The following is a 20,590-nucleotide window of genomic DNA, read 5'->3' on the forward strand; positions in this document are numbered from 1 at the left end:
GCGTTTCGTGCACGGTGAGGAGCGCCGCCCCACACGAAGGGCGGCGCTTCACCCATCTCCGGTGTGGTGCCCCGGACGGACGTTCCGCAACGTCACGGCCGCGAGCACCGAGAGCGCGAGGAAGACCCCCGCGCCAATCGCCGCGGCGGTGTTGAGTCCCACGGTGAAGGACTCCCGCGCGGCCCCCAGCAGGGAAGCCTGGAGCAACGGTGGGAGCGAGGGCACCACGGCCGCCGTGCCGATGAGGCTCTCTCGGACTCGGTCGGCGACCTCCATCGGGATGTCGGGCATCACCACCGTGTCCATCCGCTTCCGGTAGATGAAGGTGCCCAGGCTGCCCATCAGCGCGACGCCCAGGGCGAAGCCCAGCTCATTGGCGGTCTCCGAGGCCGAGGCCGCGGAGCCTGCCTTCTCCGGGGGCGCCGAGCCCACCACCAGGTCCGTGCCCAGGACGGCCATGGGCGCGAAGCCGATGGCCGCCACGACGGTGCCGACCACCAGCAACAGGCCTCCACCCACGCTGTCCGCCTGGGTCATCACCGCATAGCCCAGGCTCGACAACATCAGCCCCGCGGCCATGATGAAGCCCGGGCGCATCCGCCGGATGATGAAGGGCCCCAGCAGTGAGCTCGCCATCATCCCCACCATCTGCGGCACCATCCGCAGCCCGGCGTCCAGGGGCGACAGCCCCGCCACCAACTGGAAGTACATGGGAACGAGCAAGGCCATCCCGCCCGAGCAGATGGCCATGAACAGCATGATGACCAGCGTCGCGCTGAACGCACGGTTCGCGAACAGCCGGGGGTCCAACAGGGGATGGGCCAGCCGCCCCTGACGCCGGACGAACACCACGCCCAGGGCGAGTCCTCCCAGCAGCACCGCGGCGGGCAGCGGATGCCAGCCATATCGGGCCAGCTGCTTGAGGCCATAGACGGTGGGGAGAATCGCGGCCAGCGACAACACCACGCTGGTCAGCTCCACGCGGCCTCCCGCGGGGTCCTTGTACTCGGGGAGCAACAGCGGCGCCGCCACCAGCAACACCCCCATCACCGGGACGCCCATCAGGAACGCGGCGCCCCACCAGAAGTGTTGCAACAGCAGCCCGCCGAGCAGCGGCGCGACGACCATGCCCAGGAGGAAGCAGTTGAGCCACACGGCGATGGCCAGCGAGCGCTGCCGTGGCACCTGGAACATGTTGCTGATGAGCGCCAGCGTGGAGGGCATCAGCGTCGCGCCAGCCATGCCCAGCGCGGCACGCGAGGCGATGAGCATCTCCGGAGTGCGGGAGTACGCCGCCGCCACCGACGCGAGACAGAAGGCCGAGGCTCCTATCAGCAGCAGCTTGCGCCGGCCGATGCGGTCCCCCAGCGTGCCCATCGTCACGAGCAGGCCGGAGAGCATGAAGCCGTAGATGTCCATGATCCACAGCTGCTGCACGCTGCTCGCCCCCAGCTCCGCGCTCAGGTGCGGCAACGCCAGATAGAGCACGCTGACATCCACGGAGATGAGCAGCGTGGGGAGCGCGAGCACCACCAGGCCAATCCACTCCTTGCGTCCCGCCAGGGGAGGCGCTCCGCCCACCGCATCCTGGGACTTCATCATCACGTCACCCTCTCCCACTTTCAGTGCTTCCATCCAGGGGACTCACGCTTCCCCATCGTCGATTCCAACGCGTGGAGCCCAGACGCCATGAACGTGCGTCCATGACACCAGGGTGGCCTGCCAGGCACAGGGGGCTGTCTGCCTGGAGCGTCGCCGCGCACAAGGCGCACGCCTGCGTGACGCACCGGCCACTGCACGTCACGTCCACTGGAGTGCCGTCTCGACCTCAGCGCTCTCTAGCGCGCCTGACACCTGGACGGGCCCGAGCACGCCGTGACGGCGAGCCAGGGCACACTCCAAGCCTCGCACAGCGGCCGGGGCTCCGAGCAGTCAGCAGGAAATCCGGAGCAACCGAAGCCGCGTCGCCCGCTCGAGGTGGACCTAACCCTCTTCAGGAAAGTCCGGTAAGGCGCAGACCCGCGTGAAGGAAGAAGGCGGCGAGAACATCGTGGCGGTGGCCCAGGCGCACGAATGAAGCGCGTGCCTGGGCGCGCAGCTCGGCGACAGAGTCGGGCGTGGCATTGCGCAGCTCGGCCTTCACCATGCCGTTGCAGCCCTCCTCGGGATTGAGGTCTGGCGCATAGCCTGGTAGCCGTTCAAGGCGGAAGTCCTCGGGGTGGCGTGCGACGAAGTCGAGCGTCTCGGCACTGTGGTGCTGGTTGAGACCGTCCCACACGATAGTGAGCGAACGACCCACCTTCCTGCGGAAGTAGCGCAGGGCAGTGATGACGTCCCGGCTGGTGAAGCTGCCCTCCCGGTGGCGCGAATACAGGCGCGCCGGCCTGTGGCCGTACGGGGCAACGAGGGCGACGATGCTGGAGACTTCGCGCCGCTTGTCACGACGGCGCAGGATGGGCGGATGCCCGACGGGCGCCCAGGTAGACGCTACGCGGGCCCGAAACGAACTACCTGTCTCGTCCACGAAGGCAATGGCCCGCCCGCTTCTTCGAGCCCCCTTTTGATGCGGGGCCAGTCGCGCTTCAGCCATGCTTCCACCAACGCATCGTCACGCTCCTTGGCTCGCGTGCGGGGCTGCTGTGGACTTAAACCCAACCGGTGAAGGCACTCGGCCAGGTAATTGGGGTGGTAGTGCACTCCGAACGTACGCTGGATGAGGTGCGCCACTCGCGTGAGCGTCCAGCGCTCGGTAGGGAAGCCACACGTACGCGCCCCTGCCCTTACCAACTCCGAGACCTGCTGCCATTCCCCCAAACTCAACTTCGACGGCCGGCCCGTGCGCGGCCTCGCCTTCAACCCGCGTGTGCTGCCGCCCGCCTCGTGCAGTCGCCGCGCCCAGCGACTGACCGAGGCCTCGCTGACACCCACACGGCGTGCAACCTCCGCCTGCGATAGGTGCCCCCGCCGCAGGAGTTTCCCGGCCGCAAGCCGCCGCTCCTCAAGCTGCTGCACTGTCCAGTGCTTTGGCTGCCACGCCATGGACGCCCCCCTCCATGGCATAACCCTCAGCCCCTAACCCGACTTCCCTGAAGGGGTTTAGCGCCGACCCACCGACGCGCGGGCACGGTCCACCATCTTCCCCGCCCAGGGCTCCGAGCGGTGACTCCACACCCACGCGGCGCCCAGGAAGCTCAGCCCGAGCAGCACGAGCACCAGCCGCGCCAGCTTGGAAGGCCCCTGTTCGCCCTGCGCCATGACTAGCCCACCACCCGGTTGCGGCCCGTCTTCTTGGCCTTGTACAGGTTGGCGTCCGCCACCTTGATGAAGTGGGTGGGCTCCGTCATGTCCACCGCCATCTCCGCCACGCCGATGGAGATGGTCACCGGAATCTCCTTCTCGTCGTAGACGAAGGACTTCTCCGCGATGAGCTTGCGAATCTTCTCCGCGAACAGGAGCGCCTTGTCCGGCCCGTCCTCGGGCATGACCACGGCGAACTCCTCGCCGCCGTAGCGCGCGAAGCACTGCTCACGGCGCACCAGCCGCTTGACGGACTGAGCCAACTCCCGCAGCACGTAGTCCCCGGCCAGGTGCCCGTGGACGTCGTTGATCTGCTTGAAGTGGTCGATGTCGAACATCATCAGCGACAACGTGCGCTGGTACCTGCTGGAGCGGCCCATCTCCCGCTCGAGGTACTCCAGGAAGAAGCGCTTGTTGTTCACGCCGGTGAGGCCGTCGGCGATGGTCAGCGTGTAGATGGTCTCGTGGTACTGGGTCTCGATGTTGTCGCCATCGAGGAACTTGAAGATGGAGCCCCCTACCTTGATGAGGTCGCCGCTGCGAAGCGGCTGGGCCTGGAGCACTTCCTGGTCGTTCAGGTAGGTGCCGTTGGTGGAACCCAAATCCTCCACCAGCATCTTCCCGCCCCGCCCCAGCACGCGGGCGTGCCGACGGGAGACGTTGTCCAGGTCCACCACGATGTGGTTGTGCTGGTCCCTGCCAATGGTCAGCTCGGAGTCGACAAGGTACTTCTTGCCGAGCTCCGGGCCGTGAATCTGGACGAGGCAGCACTCGGTGCTGCGCTCAGAGCGCAGATCCAGGGAGGAAATCTTGGTGACGCGCGTTTCGTCGCCTGACATCGCCGCCAAGGCTATCACGACCCCCTTTTCGGAAGCCAAGTAACCCCTGCGGGAACCGTGCTTCCCGTCGCTCCCAGGAAGACCCCGACGGCGACCATGTCCCACATCTGGGGAGTCCGGCCCGGAGTGGAGGACGTGGGCGGGCGGTTGGGCACTCAACGAAGGCAACCGAGCAGGCCTCGGCGGCCTTGTCGCCCGAGGGGGGCGGACTAACGTCCGGCCCAACTATGTCCAAAGTCCTGGCGATGATTCTGGCGGGCGGCGCGGGTACGCGTCTGGAGCCCCTCACCCGTGAGCGGGCCAAGCCCGCCGTCCCCTTCGGGGGACGCTACCGCATCATCGATTTCGCCCTCTCCAACTTCACCAACTCGGGTGTCTACCGGGTCAAGGTGCTCACCCAATACAAGAGCGATTCGCTCAACAACCACCTGTCCCGCGCCTGGCGGATGTCCGCCTTCCTGGGCCACTACGTGGAGGCGGTGCCCGCGCAGATGCGCACCGGCGTGGACTGGTACAAAGGCAGCGCCGACGCCATCTACCAGAACCTCAACATCATCACCGACGAGGAGCCGGACTTCATCTTCGTCTTCGGCGCGGACCACGTGTACCGGATGGACACGCGGCAGATGCTCGACTTCCACATGTCCAAGCGGGCCGCGTGCACCGTGGCGGCCATCCCCGTCCCGATTGAGCAGGGGCGCGAGTTCGGCATCATCGACGTGGGCCCCGACGGGCGCATGCGCGCGTTCCTGGAGAAGCCCAAGGACCCGCCGCCCATGCCGGGCAACCCGAAGATGTGCCTGGCCTCCATGGGCAACTACCTCTTCACCACCGAGGTGCTGGTGCAGGAGGTGGTGCGCGACGCGGCCAACGAGACCAGCGCTCACGACTTCGGCAAGTCCATCATCAGCCAGATGTACAAGACGGCGCCGGTGTACGTGTACGACTTCGCGCAGAACGAGATCGCCGGGCAGGAGGGCAAGGAGCGCGGCTACTGGCGGGACGTGGGGAACATCGACGTGTACTACCAGTCCAACATGGAGCTGGTGGAGGTGGACCCCGTCTTCAACCTGTACAACGACCGCTGGCCCATCCACACGCAGTCCAACAACTACCCGCCGGCCAAGTTCGTCTTCGCGGACAAGGACAACCAGCGGGTCGGCCACGCCACGGACTCGCTGGTGGCCGAGGGCTGCATCATCTCCGGCGGGCACGTGAATCGCTCCGTGCTGTCCCCGAAGGTGCGCGTCAACTCGTACTCGGAAGTGGAGGCGTCCATCCTCTTCGAGAACGTCACCATCGGCCGCCGCAGCCGCATCCGGAAGGCCATCATCGACAAGAACGTGGAGATTCCGCCGGGGACGACCATTGGCTACGACCCGGTGGAGGACAAGCGGCGCTTCCACGTCACACCGGATGGCGTCGTCGTGATTCCCAAGGGCATGAAAGTGGTGTGAGGCGACCATGGGCTCATCGGGGGGCCTTCACCTGCGGCCAGCGCGCGACTCGGACCGTCGCGCGCTGTGGCGTGTCCACACCGAGGCGGTGGAGACGCTGTGCCAGGGTGTCTATGCCCCCGATGAGCTGAATACCTGGGTGAGCCTGCTGCGGCCAGAGGGTTACCTCCGGCCGGACCGGCCTCGCACGGTGCTGGTGGCGGAGCGAGGCCGACGGCTGGTGGGCTTTGGCCAGCTCGATTCCCGCGCCGGAGAGTTGGAGGCCCTCTACGTGGTGCCAGACGAGGTGGGCCACGGCGTCGGCTCCCGTCTGCTCGCCGCGCTGGAGTCGGTGGCCTGGGGGGGCGGCACGCCGCTGTTGGGCCTGGATGCCAGCCTCAACGCGGAGGACTTCTACAGGCACCGCGGCTACGTATCTCTGCACCCGGCCAAACGGCCGTTGACGCAACGGGTGCAGCTGGCCTGCGTGCGGATGCAGAAGCGCAGGCCCATGCTCTCCTCGCGACGCGAGCCAAGCGCCGGGGCGATGACGTCTACCTGAAGGCGGCCTTGACCTCGGGCTTGGCCAGCACCACCAGCGCCCAGATGCTGATGGGCAGGGCGAGACAGCCGCAGGTGCCACAGCATGGCACGAGCGACGCGATGGCACCCGCCATGGCCAGTCCACGGCTCTGGAGCTGCCGCATCTTGAACGCACCGAAGAAGGTGAGCGCATTGAGGAGGACGACGGGGCCGAACGTCGCCAACCTGCCGCCCATGGAGACGAACCATTCAATGGTCTCCCTGTTCTGATCAATCGCGTCCCGGTAACGCGCCAGGTTCGGGTCGTTGTAGATCTGGTCCAGTTGCTCCGGGCCCACGGGCGTCGCCATGTTGGTGAGCGCCCACAGGAACGTCACCGCGGAGGTGACCATCAGGAGGATGGCCGGCAGGGACACGGCCTCTTTCGGGTTCGTGCCAGGGAAGCCGTCTCCCGCGGGGGCTCCGTATACGTTCTCCATGTTTCCAGCTCCCATGACACGTGAAGGGTGCGCGGGCCCACGGCCCGGGACGGCGCGCATTCCAACCAGGAGGCGGTGCGGGCACCAAGCGAAATGGCGCCGCACCGTCCCCCAGTCGTCATGCTCACGCCTTGAAGGTGAGCAGGGGCGCCAGCCGCGCCACCTCGCGGACGATGCCCGCCTTCACCTGCGAGTCCACCACCGGACGGATGGGCTTGTAGGCGGCCGGGGCCTCCTCCACCCGCCGCTCCGAGCGCAGGGTGATGCAGTCCACGCCCTTGAGCCCCAGCGCCGCCTCGCTCTGGTCCGCCCCGCCGCGAGACAGGGAGAAGCGCGAGCGCGCCCGCCCCGCCCCATGTGACGCGGACTCCAGCGCCCGCGCATCGCCACACCCCACCATGAGGAAGGACGTGGCGCCCATGGAGCCGGGAATGATGACGGGCTGTTCGGCGCCCGCGGGGCAGGCCCCCTTGCGCGCCAACCAGCCCCCCTCGTACGGGAGGGTGAGGTTGTGCGGAACGTCGTAGACGAGCGGTGCCTCCACGTCTCCGAACAGCTCGCGCAGCGTCTGTCGCAGAAGCTCCGCGAGCAGCAGGCGGTTGAGGAAGGCGTAGTTGGCGGCCGTGGCCTCCGCCTCCAGGTAGCCGGAGACGAGCGCCTCGTCGGCCAGGGGGAGGATGCCGCTCTCCGGAAAGGGAGCCCCTTGTGGCCACGCCTTGCGGGTGCGCTCACGCCAGGCGACCCCGACGTGTTTGCCCACGTCGCGGCTGCCGGTGTGAATCATGAACGCGAGCTGCCCCTCTCGCACGCCCCACTCCCAGGCTCGGGCCCGGTCCTCGACGGCCTCCACGCGCTGCACCTCGACGAAGTGGTTGCCTCCGCCAATGGTGCCCAGGCCCGCGTCGCGCACCACGCCCTCACGGGTGAGTGCGTCCGGTGCCCAGCTCGGGTTTCCTCTCAGCGCGCCGCCCAGATGGATGCGGCCCACCTCCGCGTCGAGCTGCCCCAGGTCCGCCGTTCGCGCGCAGCCCAACGGTGCGTCCAGCGTCTCCAGGAGCCAGCCTGGGATGCCGTCGCGCAGCAGGGCCGTGGACGCACGCGAGGACATCGCCACGTCCCTCGTGCCGAAGAAGTAGTGGCCCTTCATGCGCTCGACGAAGTCGTCGCGTCGAGCCAGGAAGTCCTCCACGGAGAGGTCCGCGACGTGCAAGCGCATGCCGCAGTTGATGTCGGTGCCCACGGCGCCCGGGACGACGAGACCCCGCGTGTGCAGCACCGAGCCGATGGCCACACCGGAGTCGCCCGGGTGGAAATCAGGAGTGGCGCGCACGCGCAGCACCTCGCCACCGCCCGGGTGCTTCAGGGCCGCGAGCTGTGCGAGTTGTTGGAAGGCCTTGCCCTCGACGGGCAGGTCCGGGGGAAGAAGCACCTCGGCGGGTGGCGCGTTCGCGTCACCGTGGAGGCGCACGGTGTAGAGGTGACCGTCATAGGTCACCTCGAGCCCCTCGCGGGCAAGCGCCCGCAGGAGCCGATTCAGTTTCGGCTGCATGACCCAACTCAGGGAATGCCCCGGTGCTCGCGTGCGAGCGGCTCGGGGAGACGTGGCGAAGAGAGATGGTGGACCTTGGGTCAGCAGCCGCGGTCGCCGGACGGCTCGAAAGCCATCCTCACCGCGCAGGGACGCAGGGCGCCCCGGGGACTGACGAAACAGTCCACCGGAGCGGCCACACCTCGTCCAAGGTCACGGCTCTATACACAGGACGGCTTTGCCCGCTCGACGAAGAGCCATGCGGCCGCGAGCAGCACGTCGCCGTCACTCCGTCGGGACTACACCGCCCCGGACAGGCCACCGTCGACGTTGATGGCCGCGCCACTGATGTAGCCGCCCCGAGGCGACAGCAGGAAGGCGACGACGTCCGCGAACTCCTCCGCGCGGCCCACCCGCCCCAGGGGAATGCCCGCGTTGCGCGCCATCTCCGCCTGGAACGACTCCACCGACTTGCCCAGCTCCTGCGCCCGGCGCACCCACTGGCCACTCTCGATGATGCCCACGAGTACCGCGTTCACGCGGATGTTCTTCGCCCCCAGCTCCTTCGACAGCGCCTTCGTGAGCGCCATGCCCGCCGCGCGCGAAACCGAGGACGGCGTGGACTGCGCCCCCGGAGACTTCGCGCCAATCGAAAGCACGTTGACGATGGACCCTCCCCCGGACTCGCTCAGGTGAGGCAGCACGTGCCGCGACGCCCGCACCGCCGCGAACAACTTGAGCTGGAGGTCCGTTTCCCACTCCGCGTCCGTCACCGAGGAGAACGGACGGGCCGAGGCAGTGCCGGCGTTGTTCACCAGCGCGTCCACCCGCCCCCACCGCGCATGGGCCGCGTCCACGAAGTGCTCGACCTCCCACGCCTTGGACACGTCCGCCTGCACCGCGAGGACGTCACCGCCCTCCGCGCGCAGGGCCGTGGCCGTGGCCTCCAGTCGCTCCGCGCCCCGGGCACACAAGGCCACTCGCGCCCCTTCCCGGACGAGCCGTCGGGCCACCGCCGCCCCCAGCCCGTCCGAGCCGCCCGTCACCAACACCACCTTGCCACCCAGCTCCAGGTCCATGTGCGCCTCCTTCGCGGTCCACGGCACCGGAGGCTCGCGAGAGCCTCCGGCATGGACACCGGCGCGCGACCGATGACGCCGCGCACACAGCGGAGGCTACGCCATCACGCGGGCTGCTTCACGGGCACATGCCGCTTCTTGTCGAAGGCGGCCAGCGTGGTGGCGATTTCCTCGTTCACCAACCGCAGCATGTCCTGCTTCTCGCGGAACGGGAGGAAGGCGCTCTTGAAGCCGGAGACGATGATGGTGGCCAGGTCATCGAGCGACAGCCCGAGTTCCTTGTGCGCCACCCACAGCTCCTTCGTCACCGTTGTGTCGGTGATGAGGCGGTTGTCGGTGTTGATGGTCACCCGCAGGCCGTAGTCGAAGTAGAACTTCAACGGGTGCGCGGCGAGGCTCGACACCGCGCCCGTCTGCACGTTCGACGTCGGACAGACCTCCAGTGGAATCCGGTGGTCGTTGACGTAGTTGAGCAGGTCCCCGTCCTCGCGCAGCCGCGTGCCGTGGCCAATGCGGTGCGAACCCAGGTTGTGGATGGCCTGGGAGATGGACTCGGGGCCGTACGCCTCGCCGGCGTGGGCGGTGCAGTTGACGTTGTTCTTCAGGATGAGCTGGAAGGCGTCCTTGTGGTCCTTGGCCGGGAAGCTGGCCTCGGCGCCCGCGAGGTCGAAGCCGATGACGCCCCGGTTCTTGTAGGCCACCGACAGCTCCGCCAGCCGCATGGACGTCTGCGGATTGATGTGGCGGATGCCGCAGACGATGACGCCGCACTTGATGCCCGTCTCGCGCTTGGCCACCCTCAGGCCCTCGAGCACCGAGTCGATGACGGTGGTCATCTTCAGGCCCTTCTGCAGGTGCAGCGCGGGCGAATAGCGCACCTCCAGCCACCGCACGTTCTCCGCCGCCGCGTCCACCGCCAGCTCATAGGCCGCGCGGTAGAGGGCATCCGCCGTTTGGAGCACGGAGAGCGTCACGTCGAACGCGACGAGGTACTCCTCCAGGCTCTCGCAGACCTCACCCATGTGGATGGCCTTGGCCAGTCCGTCCACGGTGTCCGAGGGCAGCTTGACCTTCTGCTGCTCGGCGAGCTCGAGAATGGTCTTCACCCGCATCGAGCCATCCAGGTGGCAGTGCAGGTCCGTCTTCGGCAAAGCGTGCAGCAGCTCTTCGGTCACCGCCAGCGTGGGGGGCGGGACGAAGTCCGTCCGCCGGGCTCCAGAAGGGATGCCGGTGGCGCTGGGAATCTCGTCGTCACGAATCGTAGGCATGGTCGAATTTCCTTCCTTACGCCATCCTCCAAACCATGTCGCCCCGCGCGTGTCCATGCAGGCACCTCGCCCTCGCCCTCACCCTGACACTGGTGACGGCCATGGGGTGCCGGGAGCCCGCGGAAACGGTCTTCCGGTACTCGACGGATGCATCCTCCCGCGCCGGGCTGACGCCCCTTCCGGACGGGGTCCTCACCGGGAACGAGGCCGGCGCCGTGGTGCGGTTGGACAGGACGGGGGCGCTGGTCTGGAGGGTGGCGCTCGGACGGGAAGTGGCGACGCGGCCCGTCGTGGCCGGAGACAGCGTCATTGTCGGAACGGTCGCTGGAGACCTGGTGCGTCTGGCGCTCGCGGACGGGGCGGAGCGCTGGCGCCTCACCGGCGAGCCCCCGGTCCTCACCCCCCTGGTCCCCGCCCCTGACGGGGCGTCGGTCTACGTGGTGGCCCCGGATGGCGCGGTGCGTTCCCTCGCGGTGGACACCGGGAAGGTCCGGTGGAAGACCCCCGCCCCCAAGCCCGACGAGGCCCACCTGGACGCCGGTCGCGGGCTCCCCTCCCCCGTTCTCGTGGACGGGCGGCTCGTGGTGGCGCTTGGCGACGTGGGGCTGGTGGCCCTGTCCACCGCGGATGGAGCCCGGGTCTGGCGACAGGAGGTCCGGGGCGTTTTGGGACTGGAAGTCAGGGGGGAGGCCCTCTTCGCCAGCACGCGAGACAAGCGCGTCTGGGCCTTGCGGACCCAGAACGGCGCGCCGCTATGGGAGCAGAGCCCCGCGAAGGACCTCACCAGCCCTCCCTCCCTGGCCCTGGGCCTGCTGTGGGTGGGGGCGCGCGTCGAGGACGCACCGGTGCTGGTGGGGCTGTCGCCCGAGGACGGGAAGGAAGTGGCGCGGGTGGGACTGCCGGATGTGCTCACCACCCACGTAGCGGAGGCCCCTGGCGACGTGCTGCTGGTGCCCACGCACGGAAGACAGGGACGGCTCCTGGCCTTGAAGCAACCCACGTGGGAGCGCGCGTTCTCCCTCCGCACGGACACCGCGCTGCGCTCGCGGCCGGTGGTCCTGGGTGAGCAGGTCTTCGTACTCGGCCAGGATGGGCGGGTGCTGTCGTGGAAGCTGCGCCCACCGGAGCCTGAGCGCCGGCCATGAAGCTTCCCGACGCGACGTTGTCAGGAGGCCCCGCGGACGGGCGTCCTCTTCCCGCGCCCGGCAGAAGAGGCCCTACACGCTCTCGGACTTCGCTGGTTCGAATCCAGCTCCCTCCGTCACAGGAGGGATAGCCAAGCGGTCAAAGGCACCAGATTTCCATCTGGCGGTTCATCCTCACGGCTTCCTCACTCGGGCGCGGAAGAAACCCCGCGCGTCCCTCGCTAGCCTGGCATCAGGAAGCGGGCGATGACGCGCTTGAGCCCCACGGCGCCACCGAACTCCACCGTCACCTTGGCGTTCGGCCCCGAGCCATCCGTGGCGACGATGCGGCCCACGCCGAACTGCTCGTGTCGCACGCGCATGCCGCGCACGTCTCCGCTCACCGCGTCCATGTCCGACGCCTGCGAATAGGAACGGTCGATGCGCGGCCCGTCGTCCTCGTCCCAGCTCCGCTTGCGCGGGGCCACGGGAGCGGGCCGAGGCGGCTCCGGCACATCCTGCTCGCTGATGCCGAACAACTTGGGCGGCACGTCTCGCAGGAAGCGGCTGGGCGGGTTGTAGCGCAGCTCACCGAACAGCGAGCGGCACTGCGCCAGGCTCACGAAGAGCCGCTTGCGCGCTCGGGTGAAACCCACGTAGCAGAGGCGCCGTTCCTCGGCCATCTCCTCCCCGTTGTCCGGGTCCTCACCCTTCAGCGCGCGTGAGTGCGGGAAGACGCCGTCTTCCAGACCCGTGAGGAACACCGCGTCGAACTCCAGGCCCTTCGCCGCGTGCAGCGTCATCAGCGCCACCCGGCCCTCGCCGACCTCCGCGTCCGCGTCACCCACCAGCGAAATCTGCTCGAGGAACGCCTGGAGCGGCGGAGTGTCCGCCGACAGGGGCGCGGCATCCACCTCGGGCGGCACCTCTGGAGGAGGATGGGCCGCGGCGGCCACGGCGGCAGCCGCGCGGTTCAGGTCGAACTCCTGCGCGGCGCCCAGGAACTCGCGAAGGTTCTCCGCGCGTGTCGTCGCCTCGTCGCTGCCCTCCGCGACGAGCGTCTCCACCAGCTTCGTCTCGCGCAGCATCTCGTCCACGGCGCTCGCCGCGTCCGTGGTTCCCTGCGCATAGACGTTCAGCGACTTCAGCAGCGCGTGGAACGTGCGCAACCGCTTCACCGCCGTGGAGTTCAGCGCGGGGATGCGCTCCGGCTCGGCGAGGACCTCGAAGAGGCTCTGCCCCTGGGTGTTGGCGTGGTCCGTCACCCGTTCGACCGTGGTGTCACCGATTCCGCGCGCCGGGGTGTTGATGATGCGCAGCAGGTCCGCGTCCGAGCGCGGGTTCACCATCAACCGCAGATACGCGGAGGCGTCCCGCACTTCCGCGCGGTCATAGAAGCTGCGTCCGCTCACCAGCGTGTACGGCACGCGCGCCAGGCGCAGTCCCTCTTCCAGCACGCGGCTCTGCGCATTGACGCGGTAGAAGACCGCCATGCTGGAGTACTTGATGAAGCCCTCGCGCTGGAGCGCCAGAATCTGGCGAGCGACCTCCTGCGCTTCCATCCGCTCGTCGCGGTTGAGCATGAGCTGGAGCGTCTGGCCCGCGGGCCGGTCGGACCACAGCTTCTTCTCCATCCGTCGCGTGTTCTTCCGGATGACCTCGTAGGCCGCGTCCAGGATGTTCCGGTCCGAGCGGTAGTTCTGCTCCAGCTTCACCACCTTCGCGCCCGGGTACTCGCGGGGGAAGTTGAGGATGTTGTCCACGTCCGCGCCGCGCCAGCGGTAGATGGACTGGTCGTCGTCCCCCACCACCACCAGGTTCGCCGACGGCGGCGGCGCCAACTGCTGCAGGAGCGCGTACTGCACGGGGTTGGTGTCCTGGAACTCGTCCACCAGCACGTGGTGGAAGCGGCGCCGGTAGTTCTCCAGCACCTCCGGCCGCTTGCGGAACAGCGTCACCAGCAGGAGCAGCAGGTCGCCGAAGTCCACGGCGTTGGCCGCGCGCAGGCGGTCCTGATAGGCGCGGTACACCTTGTGGACCAGCTGGCCGCGCTCGTCACCGGGCGCCACCTCCATGTCCTCGGGCAGCCGGGCCGCGTTCTTCTCCTGGTCGATGCGGCTCAGGATTTCGCGCGGTTGCATGGACTGCTCCAGCCCCGCCTCCCGCATGGCCCGCTTCACGACGTTGAGCTGATCCCCATCGTCGTAGATGACGAACGAGCGGGTGAGCCCCACGTGCTCCGCCTCGCGCCGCAGAATCATCGCCGCGGCCGAGTGGAACGTGCTCACCACCAGGTCGTTCGCCTGACGCCCCAGCAACTGCACCAGGCGCTCGCGCATCTCCCGCGCCGCCTTGTTGGTGAAGGTGACGGCGAGGATGCGCCACGGGAAGACCTCTTGAACCTTCACCAGGTGCGCCACCCGGCGGGTGATGACGCGCGTCTTGCCACTGCCGGCGCCCGACAGGACGAGGAGCGGGCCCGTCTGGTGGAGCACGGCCTCGCGCTGGGGAGGGTTCAGGTCTTCGAGGAGGGCGGATTCGTGGGCGTTCACGGTGGGACTCAAGAGGGGGCCTGTGCTTCTAACGTCTTTCTCCGTCCGGTGGGCGGCCTTCCACCACACCCGGACGCCCGGCCGGTCCCCTGGCTTTTCGCCCTCGGGTATAAAGGGCGAAACACCATGTCCGACTCCCCCTCAGGTCCTCCGTCGCGGCCCACCCAGGCCGCGCTGGACCGCTACGCAGAGCTCTTCAACCAGAGCCTGACGATGCGTCACTTCGGCGCCATCGTGTCCTTCCCCGAAGGCCGCAAGGTCGTCGTCTCCCTACTTGAGCTGCGGCCAGAGCACCGAGGGGGCGTGGGCAGCGCCGCCGCCGTCAACGGCGGCATCCTCGCCGCGCTCTTCGACCTGGCCATCGGTACCTGTGGCGCGCTGGTGGACCCCAGCCGCCGCTGCGCCACCGTGCAGCTCTCCATGAGCTTCGAGCGGCCCGTCACCGGCGACCACATTCGCGTGGAGGCCGAAATCGACAGCCAGGGCCTCACCCTCCTCTTCGCCACCGCCCGCGTGTACGACGAACAGGGGCGGATGTGTGGGCGGTGCCAGGGCGTCGTCCGCCTCTCCAACCTCCCCTGGTCCTCAGGGGAAAGCCCCGCCATCAACTGACCCTTGACTACCCCTCCGCACACCCTCCCGGCTTCCGACGATATGTCCGCCTCGGACACACGTTACCCGGGCACCGGGGAGCGGCCACGTCCCGGAGACGCTTCAGAGCGACGGGAAGACGGCATGAGTGCAGCCGTGCAGGGCCTGCGGATGACGACGGTTCGACTACCGAGGGAAGCCGAGGAGCCGATGGAGGCGTCGCGCGGGACGGACGAGGAGTCCCTGTCGCGCAAGGCCCTCGCCGGGGACAGGGGCGCGTGGGACGCACTGGTTGCGCGCCACCACCGCCGCGTCGTGGTATCGCTCCTGGCCCGAGGCGTCCGGGTGGACCGGGCGCACGAGCTGGCCCAGGAGACGTGGGCCCGGCTCATCCAACAACAGCAGCGAGGGCTGCTGACGGAGCTGCGCCTGCCCAACCTCGCCCTCACCCAGGCGGCCTTCCTGGCCGCGGACGATGCCCGCCGCGTCCGGCGAGAGTCCATCTCCGGGGCGGTGGAGGAATTGCCCGAGCGCCAGCACCCGGTGGACCCCTCCGTGTCCGCCGAGCGTCGCCTGCTTTCCGAAGAGCAGCTGTCCCGCGCCCATGCCGCGCTCGCCCAGGTGTCGCCGAGCGCGCGGAGCGTGTTTCTCCTGGCCTGTGACGGCCAGGAGCTTCCCCACGCCGAAGTCGCCGCGAAGGTCGGTCTCTCCGTCCAGCGCGTGCGGCAGATCCTGTGCGAGGTCCGCAAGAAGCTGCGGACCGCGCTCGAGGAGGAGACCCATGCTTAAGCCCCACCTGACCCGCGACTCCGCGGAGCAATACATCCTGGGCGCGTTGGCCCCGGAGAAGGCGGCGGCGTTGGAGGCCCACACGTTGGAGTGTGAGCCTTGCGCCGTGCTGCTGCAGGAAGAGGCCCTCCTGTCCGAGCAGCTCACCGAGGCGGCCAGCACCTTCCCCCAGGAAGAGCGCGTCATCCGTCCCGCGGCGTGGCACGCGCGACGCGCGGTGACGGGTGCGGCCATCGCGGCCCTGGCGGCCGCCGCCTCGCTCGCGCTGGTGCTGCTGACCGGCGACAAGGCGCCCCATCCGTCGCTGCCCGACAGCCTGGATTCACGGCCGCCCATGGTGGCGGTGGACCTGGATGACGGCGACTCCCCGACGAAGACGAACGTCGTCGCATGTCCGGACCTGGCCACGCAGGACTTCTGCACGCGCAAGGCCGCTGAGCGCGGCCTGCTGGTCATGAATCCCGGGGGCACCGCCGAGGTCCCCCGCTACGAGGCCCGCACCGGCCTCCCCGAAGGCGCGCTGAGCGCGCGCCAGCCCGTGTCGCTGTGAGGACGCCCGCCATGGACTTCCGGAAGAAACTCGTCGCCCTGCTGCTCGCCCTGGCCGCTCCGGTGGCCCTGGCGCAGCCGTCGGGCGGCGCCCCGAAGCTGCCAGTCGGCTGGTACGTCACGGAGAGCGCACCCAAGCGCTACGAGGCCGGCGTGGACAACAGCGCGCCCTGCGAGGGCGCTCGCAGCGCGTACCTGCGCTCGCTATCGCTCGACGAGGCGGGCTACGGCACCTTCATGCAGGCCTTTGGCGCGCAGGACTTCCGCGGCAAGCGGCTGCGCTTCTCCGCCGCCGCGCGCGTGAAGGACGTGGACGGCTGGGCCGGCCTGTGGATGCGCGTGGAGGGGCCGGACCCGAAGCAGCCCCTCGCCTTCGACAACATGCAGTCGCGCGCGCTGGTCGGCACCCGTGGCTGCAAGCGCTACGAGGTGGTGCTGGACGTCCCCAAGGAGGCCACCACCATCATGGCCGGCCTCATCATGAGCGGCACGGGGCAGGCGTGGCTGGACGGCGTGCGCTTCGACATCGTGGACAACACGGTGCCCGTGACGGACCTGCTCGCCGCGCGCCCGGTGGTCGCATCCACCGGCCCCGCTGGGCTGGACGAAGTCGCGCCCGTGGCGAAGAACGACCAGGTCCCCCTGGGCCGCGTGGGCGACGTCTGGTTCAACCATGGCCGCGTCGCGGCGGACAAGCCGTACACCCGGCGCACGGATGGCGTCTGGGTGAGCATCCTTTCAGAGGAGATCTACGAGCACGGCATCGAGGTGACGGGCACCTTCGGCCAGCGTCAGCTCGACCTGAAGGTACGGGCCGGCACCTCGAAGACGCTCATCGACGGCACGTGGGGCGGAGAGCCCGTCAGCATCATGCTCTCTCCGGACACCCTCACCATGAAGTGGGGCCGGCTGACGCGCGAGCTGCAGCGGGACAAGAATGCCGCGGTGGACAGCACCTGCAACCGCTACCAGGTCAACGAAGGGCCGCGCATCATGGACCAGATCGACGTGTGCGGCGCGGCGCTGGGCACCCGGCCTCCGCCGGCCCAGCTCGTCACGGCATTCCTGGCCAACGGCTTCCGCCGCTCCACGCCGGCTCGCAACTTCCCCATTCCGCAGCCGCCCGTGCTCAGCCGGGAGGCGCTCGACACGCAGCGCACCGGCACTCCGAATCAGTAGCAACCCGGGAACAGTGGGGCCCCGCGCTCACCGCGAGGGCCCCGTCCCGCGAAGTCAGAAGGCGAAGTCGCGCTCCAGCGTCTCGCCGCCAGCCTGCACCGTGAGGTGGGCGGAGCGCGCGCCGGTGGAAGACGCCGTGGACAGGTCGAAGGCCAGACCCTCCGGCCCGGACGTGGGCTTGAGCGAGGGACGGCCGGGACTGAGGAACACCGCCGCCGTCACCGTCCGGCCCGCCAGGGGCTGCACGAGCAGCTTGACGCGCTGACGCTCGCGAACCAGCACCACGCGGAACTCCCGCCGCTCTTCCAGAATCTCACGGTGCTCCGGGTGGCGCGCCGCAGAGGGGCGCTGCGACACCGGCTCGCGAGAGGAGCGCGCGGAGCGGGCCATCGTCCCGTCCCCCTCCTCCATCTCCAGGGCTTCCTCAATCGCGTCGTCACCCTCGCCCAAGGCCAGCACCGCCTGGGCGCACTCGCCACAGCGCGCGGTGTGCGCATCCATCCGCTCGCGCTCGTCCGAGGACATCATCCCCATGTCGAAGCGCCAGAGGTCATCTTGCGTGAGATGGCGACGCGGGGGCGCATCCACGGGCGCCGCATCCGCGATGTCCGCGCGGCACTCGGCACAGCCCTGGATGTGGGGGGTGGGCGATTGGGGCGCGCCTGTCCAGGTGGCCACCAGGTCATCGCAGCCGGCCCGGGAAGCGAACCACCAGGCCTTGTCCTGCTCCGCCGAGTCGAGGAGTTCGAACTCCTGCCGACGCTGCGGGTTGAGGGGAATGAACCAACGCGCTCTGGGACGAAGCGACGAATCCAGGCTCCCGAGCGACTCCAGATAGCGGTCTCGATTTCGAGCGCCCTCACCGTCCAAGGAACCGTGGAGGGCCTCCCAGGCGGCCAGCGCAAATGCGGCGGAGGCGGCCCTGTCCCGAGCGGCAAGTCCCTCCAGCGCCGAGGCCCGCCACACTTCCGCCTCGTCCCCGCCGTCCAGCGCCACTTCCATCGCTTCTTCCGCGGCCCTCAACAGCACGGGCTGGAGCGCCTGCGGTTTCTGCGCTTGGAGCCAGGTCTCCACCCCCGGTCGACCGAGGCCGCGAAGGGCGGCCTCCACACCTTCTGTCCCCAGCCGGGTCGCCCTCCTCAACAAGTCCCCCGCGGCTTCGAGGACGACTCCTGGTGAGGTGGACCCGGCGGTGAGAACAGAACGACGGGCGGCGTAGCGAGACATGGCATCGGTCTTCATGACTTCATTCCTCCTGAATACCCCGGGGTGTGACCGGGAAGGAGGCTCACGCTTCCTCCCCTCGTGGCGACTCGCGCTGGAGATCCAGCAGGTAGAGCTTCAAGTAGGCCTGGGCGCGACTGACGCGCTTGTAGGAATTGACCACGGTGATGTTCAAGCGACGCGCGCATTCCTCGTGATCCTCCACGTCCTCGTGGTGATACAGCTCCCATGCCGAGGCTTCCTTGGGGTGCTCCTGCTGGAGTCGTGCGAACGCGGCCCAATACAGCTCCTGGGCGTCCGCCCGCTCCTCGGTCCTCCTGCCCATCTCCACGGCACGAGACCGCTCGGACGGAGACTCTTCCATGGCGTCATCGGGGTCCGACGAAGGCGCCGCGAGCTCCTCGCGGTGCCTCCGGTAGAAGTCGATGGCCACGTGCTTGACGATGCGCAGGAAGAACGTCTTGGGAGACGCGCTCCGGCCCGGCATCTGCTGGGAGATGCCACGGAACTGATCCAACCCGCGGTCGAGGAACTTGCCGACCGCGTCCTGGAAGAGCTCGTCCGAGTCCGCTGGGGACCCACGGCCGTAGCTCGCCTGAATCTTGCTGATGACGTACCGGGCAGGCCGGTTCCATCGCTGAACCAACGTACCGAGCGGGCCTCCAATGGGCTCGCCCGTGGCGCGGCGGCGGACCACCTCCGCGAACAATTCGTCATCCGTGAGCTGCTCGAACACCGGAAGGACCTGAGGGCTGTGCCCGGAGAACCGCCCCGGGAGATGGGGTTACAGGGATGTGGCGCGGCAAGGTACCACGTTGGCATCCGCAGGCAGCCTCCGAGTGGAGCAGAGGACCCCGGCCACCCGGACGACCGGACAGACGGAGCACCCAGGGAGGCCCGACCCGCGGGGCGCCGGTTTCCTGACAAATATCCCCCAAGAGAATGCGGGTGGGGGAGCGGGAATTTCCTCGTCAGGAACCCGGAAAGGCCGCGTCCCTGGCCGCAACGCTTTCGAGCGCCCGGCCCGAGAGGCCCTACACGCAGTGGTTCGACTCCACGCACCCGCCACCCGGTGGGTGACGCCGGCGGTCCGGCACTGAACTCCAAACTCAGCCCACCGGCCTCTCGACTCGGGCGCTCACTCTTCTTTCAAGGAACCGTGTCATGTCCCCCCGCACCATCGTCATCGGAGATCTCCACGGCTGCCACGACGAGGCCCTGGAGCTGCTCGCCAAGGTGGGGGCCACGTCCAGCGACCGGGTCATCTTCGCCGGGGACCTGGTGGACCGGGGCCCCAAGCCCCGCGAGTGCGTGGAGCTGGCGATGCGGCACGAGGCCATCCTCGGCAACCACGAGGAGAAGCATCTCCAGCAGCGCCACCGCGAGGATGACCGGCTGCTGCCAGACCACCTGGCGACGCGCCAGGCGCTCGACACCGAGCACTTCGACTGGATGGCGGGGCTGCCCCACTACCTCCGGTTGCCCGAGCACAACGCCATCGTCGTGCACGCCGGCATGCTGCCCCACCTGCCCGTCGAGAAGCAGGACCCCTACCACCTGCTCCACGCCCAGTGCATCCAGCCGCCCGGCAAGAAGAGTTGCTGGCCGTCCAAGGCACCGGCGGGCTGGAAGTTCTGGACCCATCACTGGACGGGGCCAGAGCGGGTCATCTTCGGACACACCGTGTTCGACCAGCCGCTCGTCACCGAGCACGCGGTGGGTATCGACACCGGCTGCGTGTATGGCCGCTCACTGACGGCGGTGGTGTTGCCCACGTGGGAGCTCGTCTCGGTGCCTGCCCGGAGAAGCTACAAGGGTGGCAAGGACGTCGCGCGGTTCCCCATCCACGGCGACGTGTGCGTCTACTCCTGAGCACCCGCGCCTGACCGCCACCCGGTGGCGGTTGCGCATACAGCTTCGCGCCCGGCCGACGGGGCCAGACACGCCTGAGAGATGCGGGTTCGAGTCCCGCCGAGGCCGTCAGGCCTCGTAGTTCAACTGGCAGAACACTGGGTACTCAATCCAGCAACACAGGCCTCGTCACTCGGGCGCACCCTCTCTCCCTCTCATCCCAGCTTCGCGCGGGTGGCCGTGCCTGGTGCACGAAAGGCCC

Annotated in this window: 20 protein-coding genes; 8 read left to right on the top strand and 12 right to left on the bottom strand. The window is 68.8% G+C overall.

Annotated features, from left to right (window positions below; translation table 11 throughout):
- Positions 1–48: 48 nt before the first annotated feature.
- The 5 genes from HUA78_RS17085 to HUA78_RS17105 all read right to left on the bottom strand — a co-directional run bounded on the left by HUA78_RS17085 (position 49) and on the right by HUA78_RS17105 (position 4,136).
- Positions 49–1,635 (bottom strand): MFS transporter, encoded by a 1,587-nt coding sequence (locus HUA78_RS17085; protein ID WP_217440421.1) that lies wholly within the window; start codon positions 1,633–1,635, stop codon positions 49–51.
- Between the two features lie 358 nt (positions 1,636–1,993).
- The gene (locus HUA78_RS17090) at positions 1,994–2,590 is read right to left on the bottom strand and encodes a transposase (protein WP_254623748.1); all 597 of its coding nucleotides are present in this window, start codon (positions 2,588–2,590) and stop codon (positions 1,994–1,996) included.
- Positions 2,488–3,060, bottom strand: coding sequence for an IS630 family transposase (locus HUA78_RS17095; RefSeq protein ID WP_306663490.1), 573 nt, complete (start codon positions 3,058–3,060; stop codon positions 2,488–2,490). Before HUA78_RS17095 ends, HUA78_RS17090 begins: the two co-directional genes overlap by 103 nt.
- A gap of 36 nt (positions 3,061–3,096) precedes the next feature.
- Entirely contained in the window at positions 3,097–3,255 is a 159-nt protein-coding gene (locus tag HUA78_RS17100) for a hypothetical protein (protein ID WP_174462834.1), read from the bottom strand.
- A 2-nt stretch (positions 3,256–3,257) separates the two neighbouring features.
- On the bottom strand, positions 3,258–4,136 hold the full coding sequence (locus HUA78_RS17105; protein ID WP_141642273.1) for a GGDEF domain-containing protein: 879 nt from the start codon (positions 4,134–4,136) through the stop codon (positions 3,258–3,260).
- A 227-nt stretch (positions 4,137–4,363) separates the two neighbouring features.
- Between HUA78_RS17105 and glgC the strand changes: the two genes are divergently transcribed.
- Both glgC and HUA78_RS17115 read left to right on the top strand, forming a co-directional pair.
- On the top strand, positions 4,364–5,593 hold the full coding sequence (gene glgC / locus HUA78_RS17110) for a glucose-1-phosphate adenylyltransferase (RefSeq protein ID WP_141642272.1): 1,230 nt from the start codon (positions 4,364–4,366) through the stop codon (positions 5,591–5,593).
- Between the two features lie 7 nt (positions 5,594–5,600).
- Entirely contained in the window at positions 5,601–6,134 is a 534-nt protein-coding gene (locus HUA78_RS17115; protein ID WP_141642271.1) for a GNAT family N-acetyltransferase, read from the top strand.
- Here HUA78_RS17115 and HUA78_RS17120 read toward each other — a convergent pair.
- The 4 genes from HUA78_RS17120 to add form a co-directional block, all read right to left on the bottom strand.
- Entirely contained in the window at positions 6,127–6,594 is a 468-nt protein-coding gene (locus HUA78_RS17120; protein WP_141642270.1) for a hypothetical protein, read from the bottom strand. The two genes, HUA78_RS17115 and HUA78_RS17120, sit on opposite strands and share 8 nt — an antisense overlap.
- Before the next feature lie 124 nt (positions 6,595–6,718).
- Complete coding sequence (locus HUA78_RS17125) at positions 6,719–8,143, bottom strand: RtcB family protein (protein ID WP_174456540.1); 1,425 nt, start codon at positions 8,141–8,143, stop codon at positions 6,719–6,721.
- Between the two features lie 278 nt (positions 8,144–8,421).
- On the bottom strand, positions 8,422–9,201 hold the full coding sequence (locus HUA78_RS17130; RefSeq protein ID WP_141642268.1) for an SDR family NAD(P)-dependent oxidoreductase: 780 nt from the start codon (positions 9,199–9,201) through the stop codon (positions 8,422–8,424).
- Between the two features lie 104 nt (positions 9,202–9,305).
- The gene (gene add, locus HUA78_RS17135; RefSeq protein ID WP_141642267.1) at positions 9,306–10,469 is read right to left on the bottom strand and encodes an adenosine deaminase; all 1,164 of its coding nucleotides are present in this window, start codon (positions 10,467–10,469) and stop codon (positions 9,306–9,308) included.
- A gap of 35 nt (positions 10,470–10,504) precedes the next feature.
- Here add and HUA78_RS17140 point away from each other — a divergent pair, with 35 nt between their 5' ends.
- Positions 10,505–11,614, top strand: coding sequence for a PQQ-binding-like beta-propeller repeat protein (locus tag HUA78_RS17140; protein ID WP_174476736.1), 1,110 nt, complete (start codon positions 10,505–10,507; stop codon positions 11,612–11,614).
- Positions 11,615–11,835: 221 nt separating this feature from the next.
- On the opposite strand, the gene HUA78_RS17145 is transcribed toward HUA78_RS17140, so the two are convergent.
- Positions 11,836–14,157: an ATP-dependent helicase gene (locus HUA78_RS17145; protein ID WP_141642265.1), complete on the bottom strand. Its 2,322-nt coding sequence runs from the start codon at positions 14,155–14,157 to the stop codon at positions 11,836–11,838.
- Positions 14,158–14,271: 114 nt separating this feature from the next.
- Between HUA78_RS17145 and HUA78_RS17150 the strand changes: the two genes are divergently transcribed.
- The 4 genes from HUA78_RS17150 to HUA78_RS17165 all read left to right on the top strand — a co-directional run bounded on the left by HUA78_RS17150 (position 14,272) and on the right by HUA78_RS17165 (position 17,253).
- Positions 14,272–14,757 carry a PaaI family thioesterase gene (locus tag HUA78_RS17150; protein WP_174456542.1) on the top strand — a complete coding sequence of 162 codons (486 nt, stop codon included), beginning with the start codon at positions 14,272–14,274 and terminating at the stop codon, positions 14,755–14,757.
- Positions 14,758–14,880: 123 nt separating this feature from the next.
- Complete coding sequence (locus HUA78_RS17155; protein WP_246137134.1) at positions 14,881–15,525, top strand: RNA polymerase sigma factor; 645 nt, start codon at positions 14,881–14,883, stop codon at positions 15,523–15,525.
- Entirely contained in the window at positions 15,518–16,075 is a 558-nt protein-coding gene (locus HUA78_RS17160) for a zf-HC2 domain-containing protein (protein ID WP_174476737.1), read from the top strand. Before HUA78_RS17155 ends, HUA78_RS17160 begins: the two co-directional genes overlap by 8 nt.
- A gap of 11 nt (positions 16,076–16,086) precedes the next feature.
- A complete protein-coding gene (locus HUA78_RS17165; protein ID WP_174456544.1) occupies positions 16,087–17,253 on the top strand; it encodes an AraC family transcriptional regulator in 1,167 nt (388 codons plus the stop codon).
- A gap of 54 nt (positions 17,254–17,307) precedes the next feature.
- Here the strand turns inward: HUA78_RS17165 and HUA78_RS17170 are convergent, their stop codons facing one another.
- A complete protein-coding gene (locus HUA78_RS17170) occupies positions 17,308–18,495 on the bottom strand; it encodes a hypothetical protein (protein WP_174456545.1) in 1,188 nt (395 codons plus the stop codon).
- Positions 18,496–18,541: 46 nt separating this feature from the next.
- Positions 18,542–19,213 (bottom strand): RNA polymerase sigma factor, encoded by a 672-nt coding sequence (locus tag HUA78_RS17175; RefSeq protein WP_141642259.1) that lies wholly within the window; start codon positions 19,211–19,213, stop codon positions 18,542–18,544.
- Positions 19,214–19,641: 428 nt separating this feature from the next.
- Here HUA78_RS17175 and HUA78_RS17180 point away from each other — a divergent pair, with 428 nt between their 5' ends.
- On the top strand, positions 19,642–20,349 hold the full coding sequence (locus HUA78_RS17180) for a metallophosphoesterase (RefSeq protein ID WP_174456546.1): 708 nt from the start codon (positions 19,642–19,644) through the stop codon (positions 20,347–20,349).
- Positions 20,350–20,590: the final 241 nt, after the last annotated feature.

The sequence above is a fragment of the Myxococcus sp. CA033 genome (assembly GCF_013336625.1).
Classification (GTDB): Bacteria; Myxococcota; Myxococcia; order Myxococcales; family Myxococcaceae; genus Myxococcus; species Myxococcus llanfairpwllgwyngyllgogerychwyrndrobwllllantysiliogogogochensis.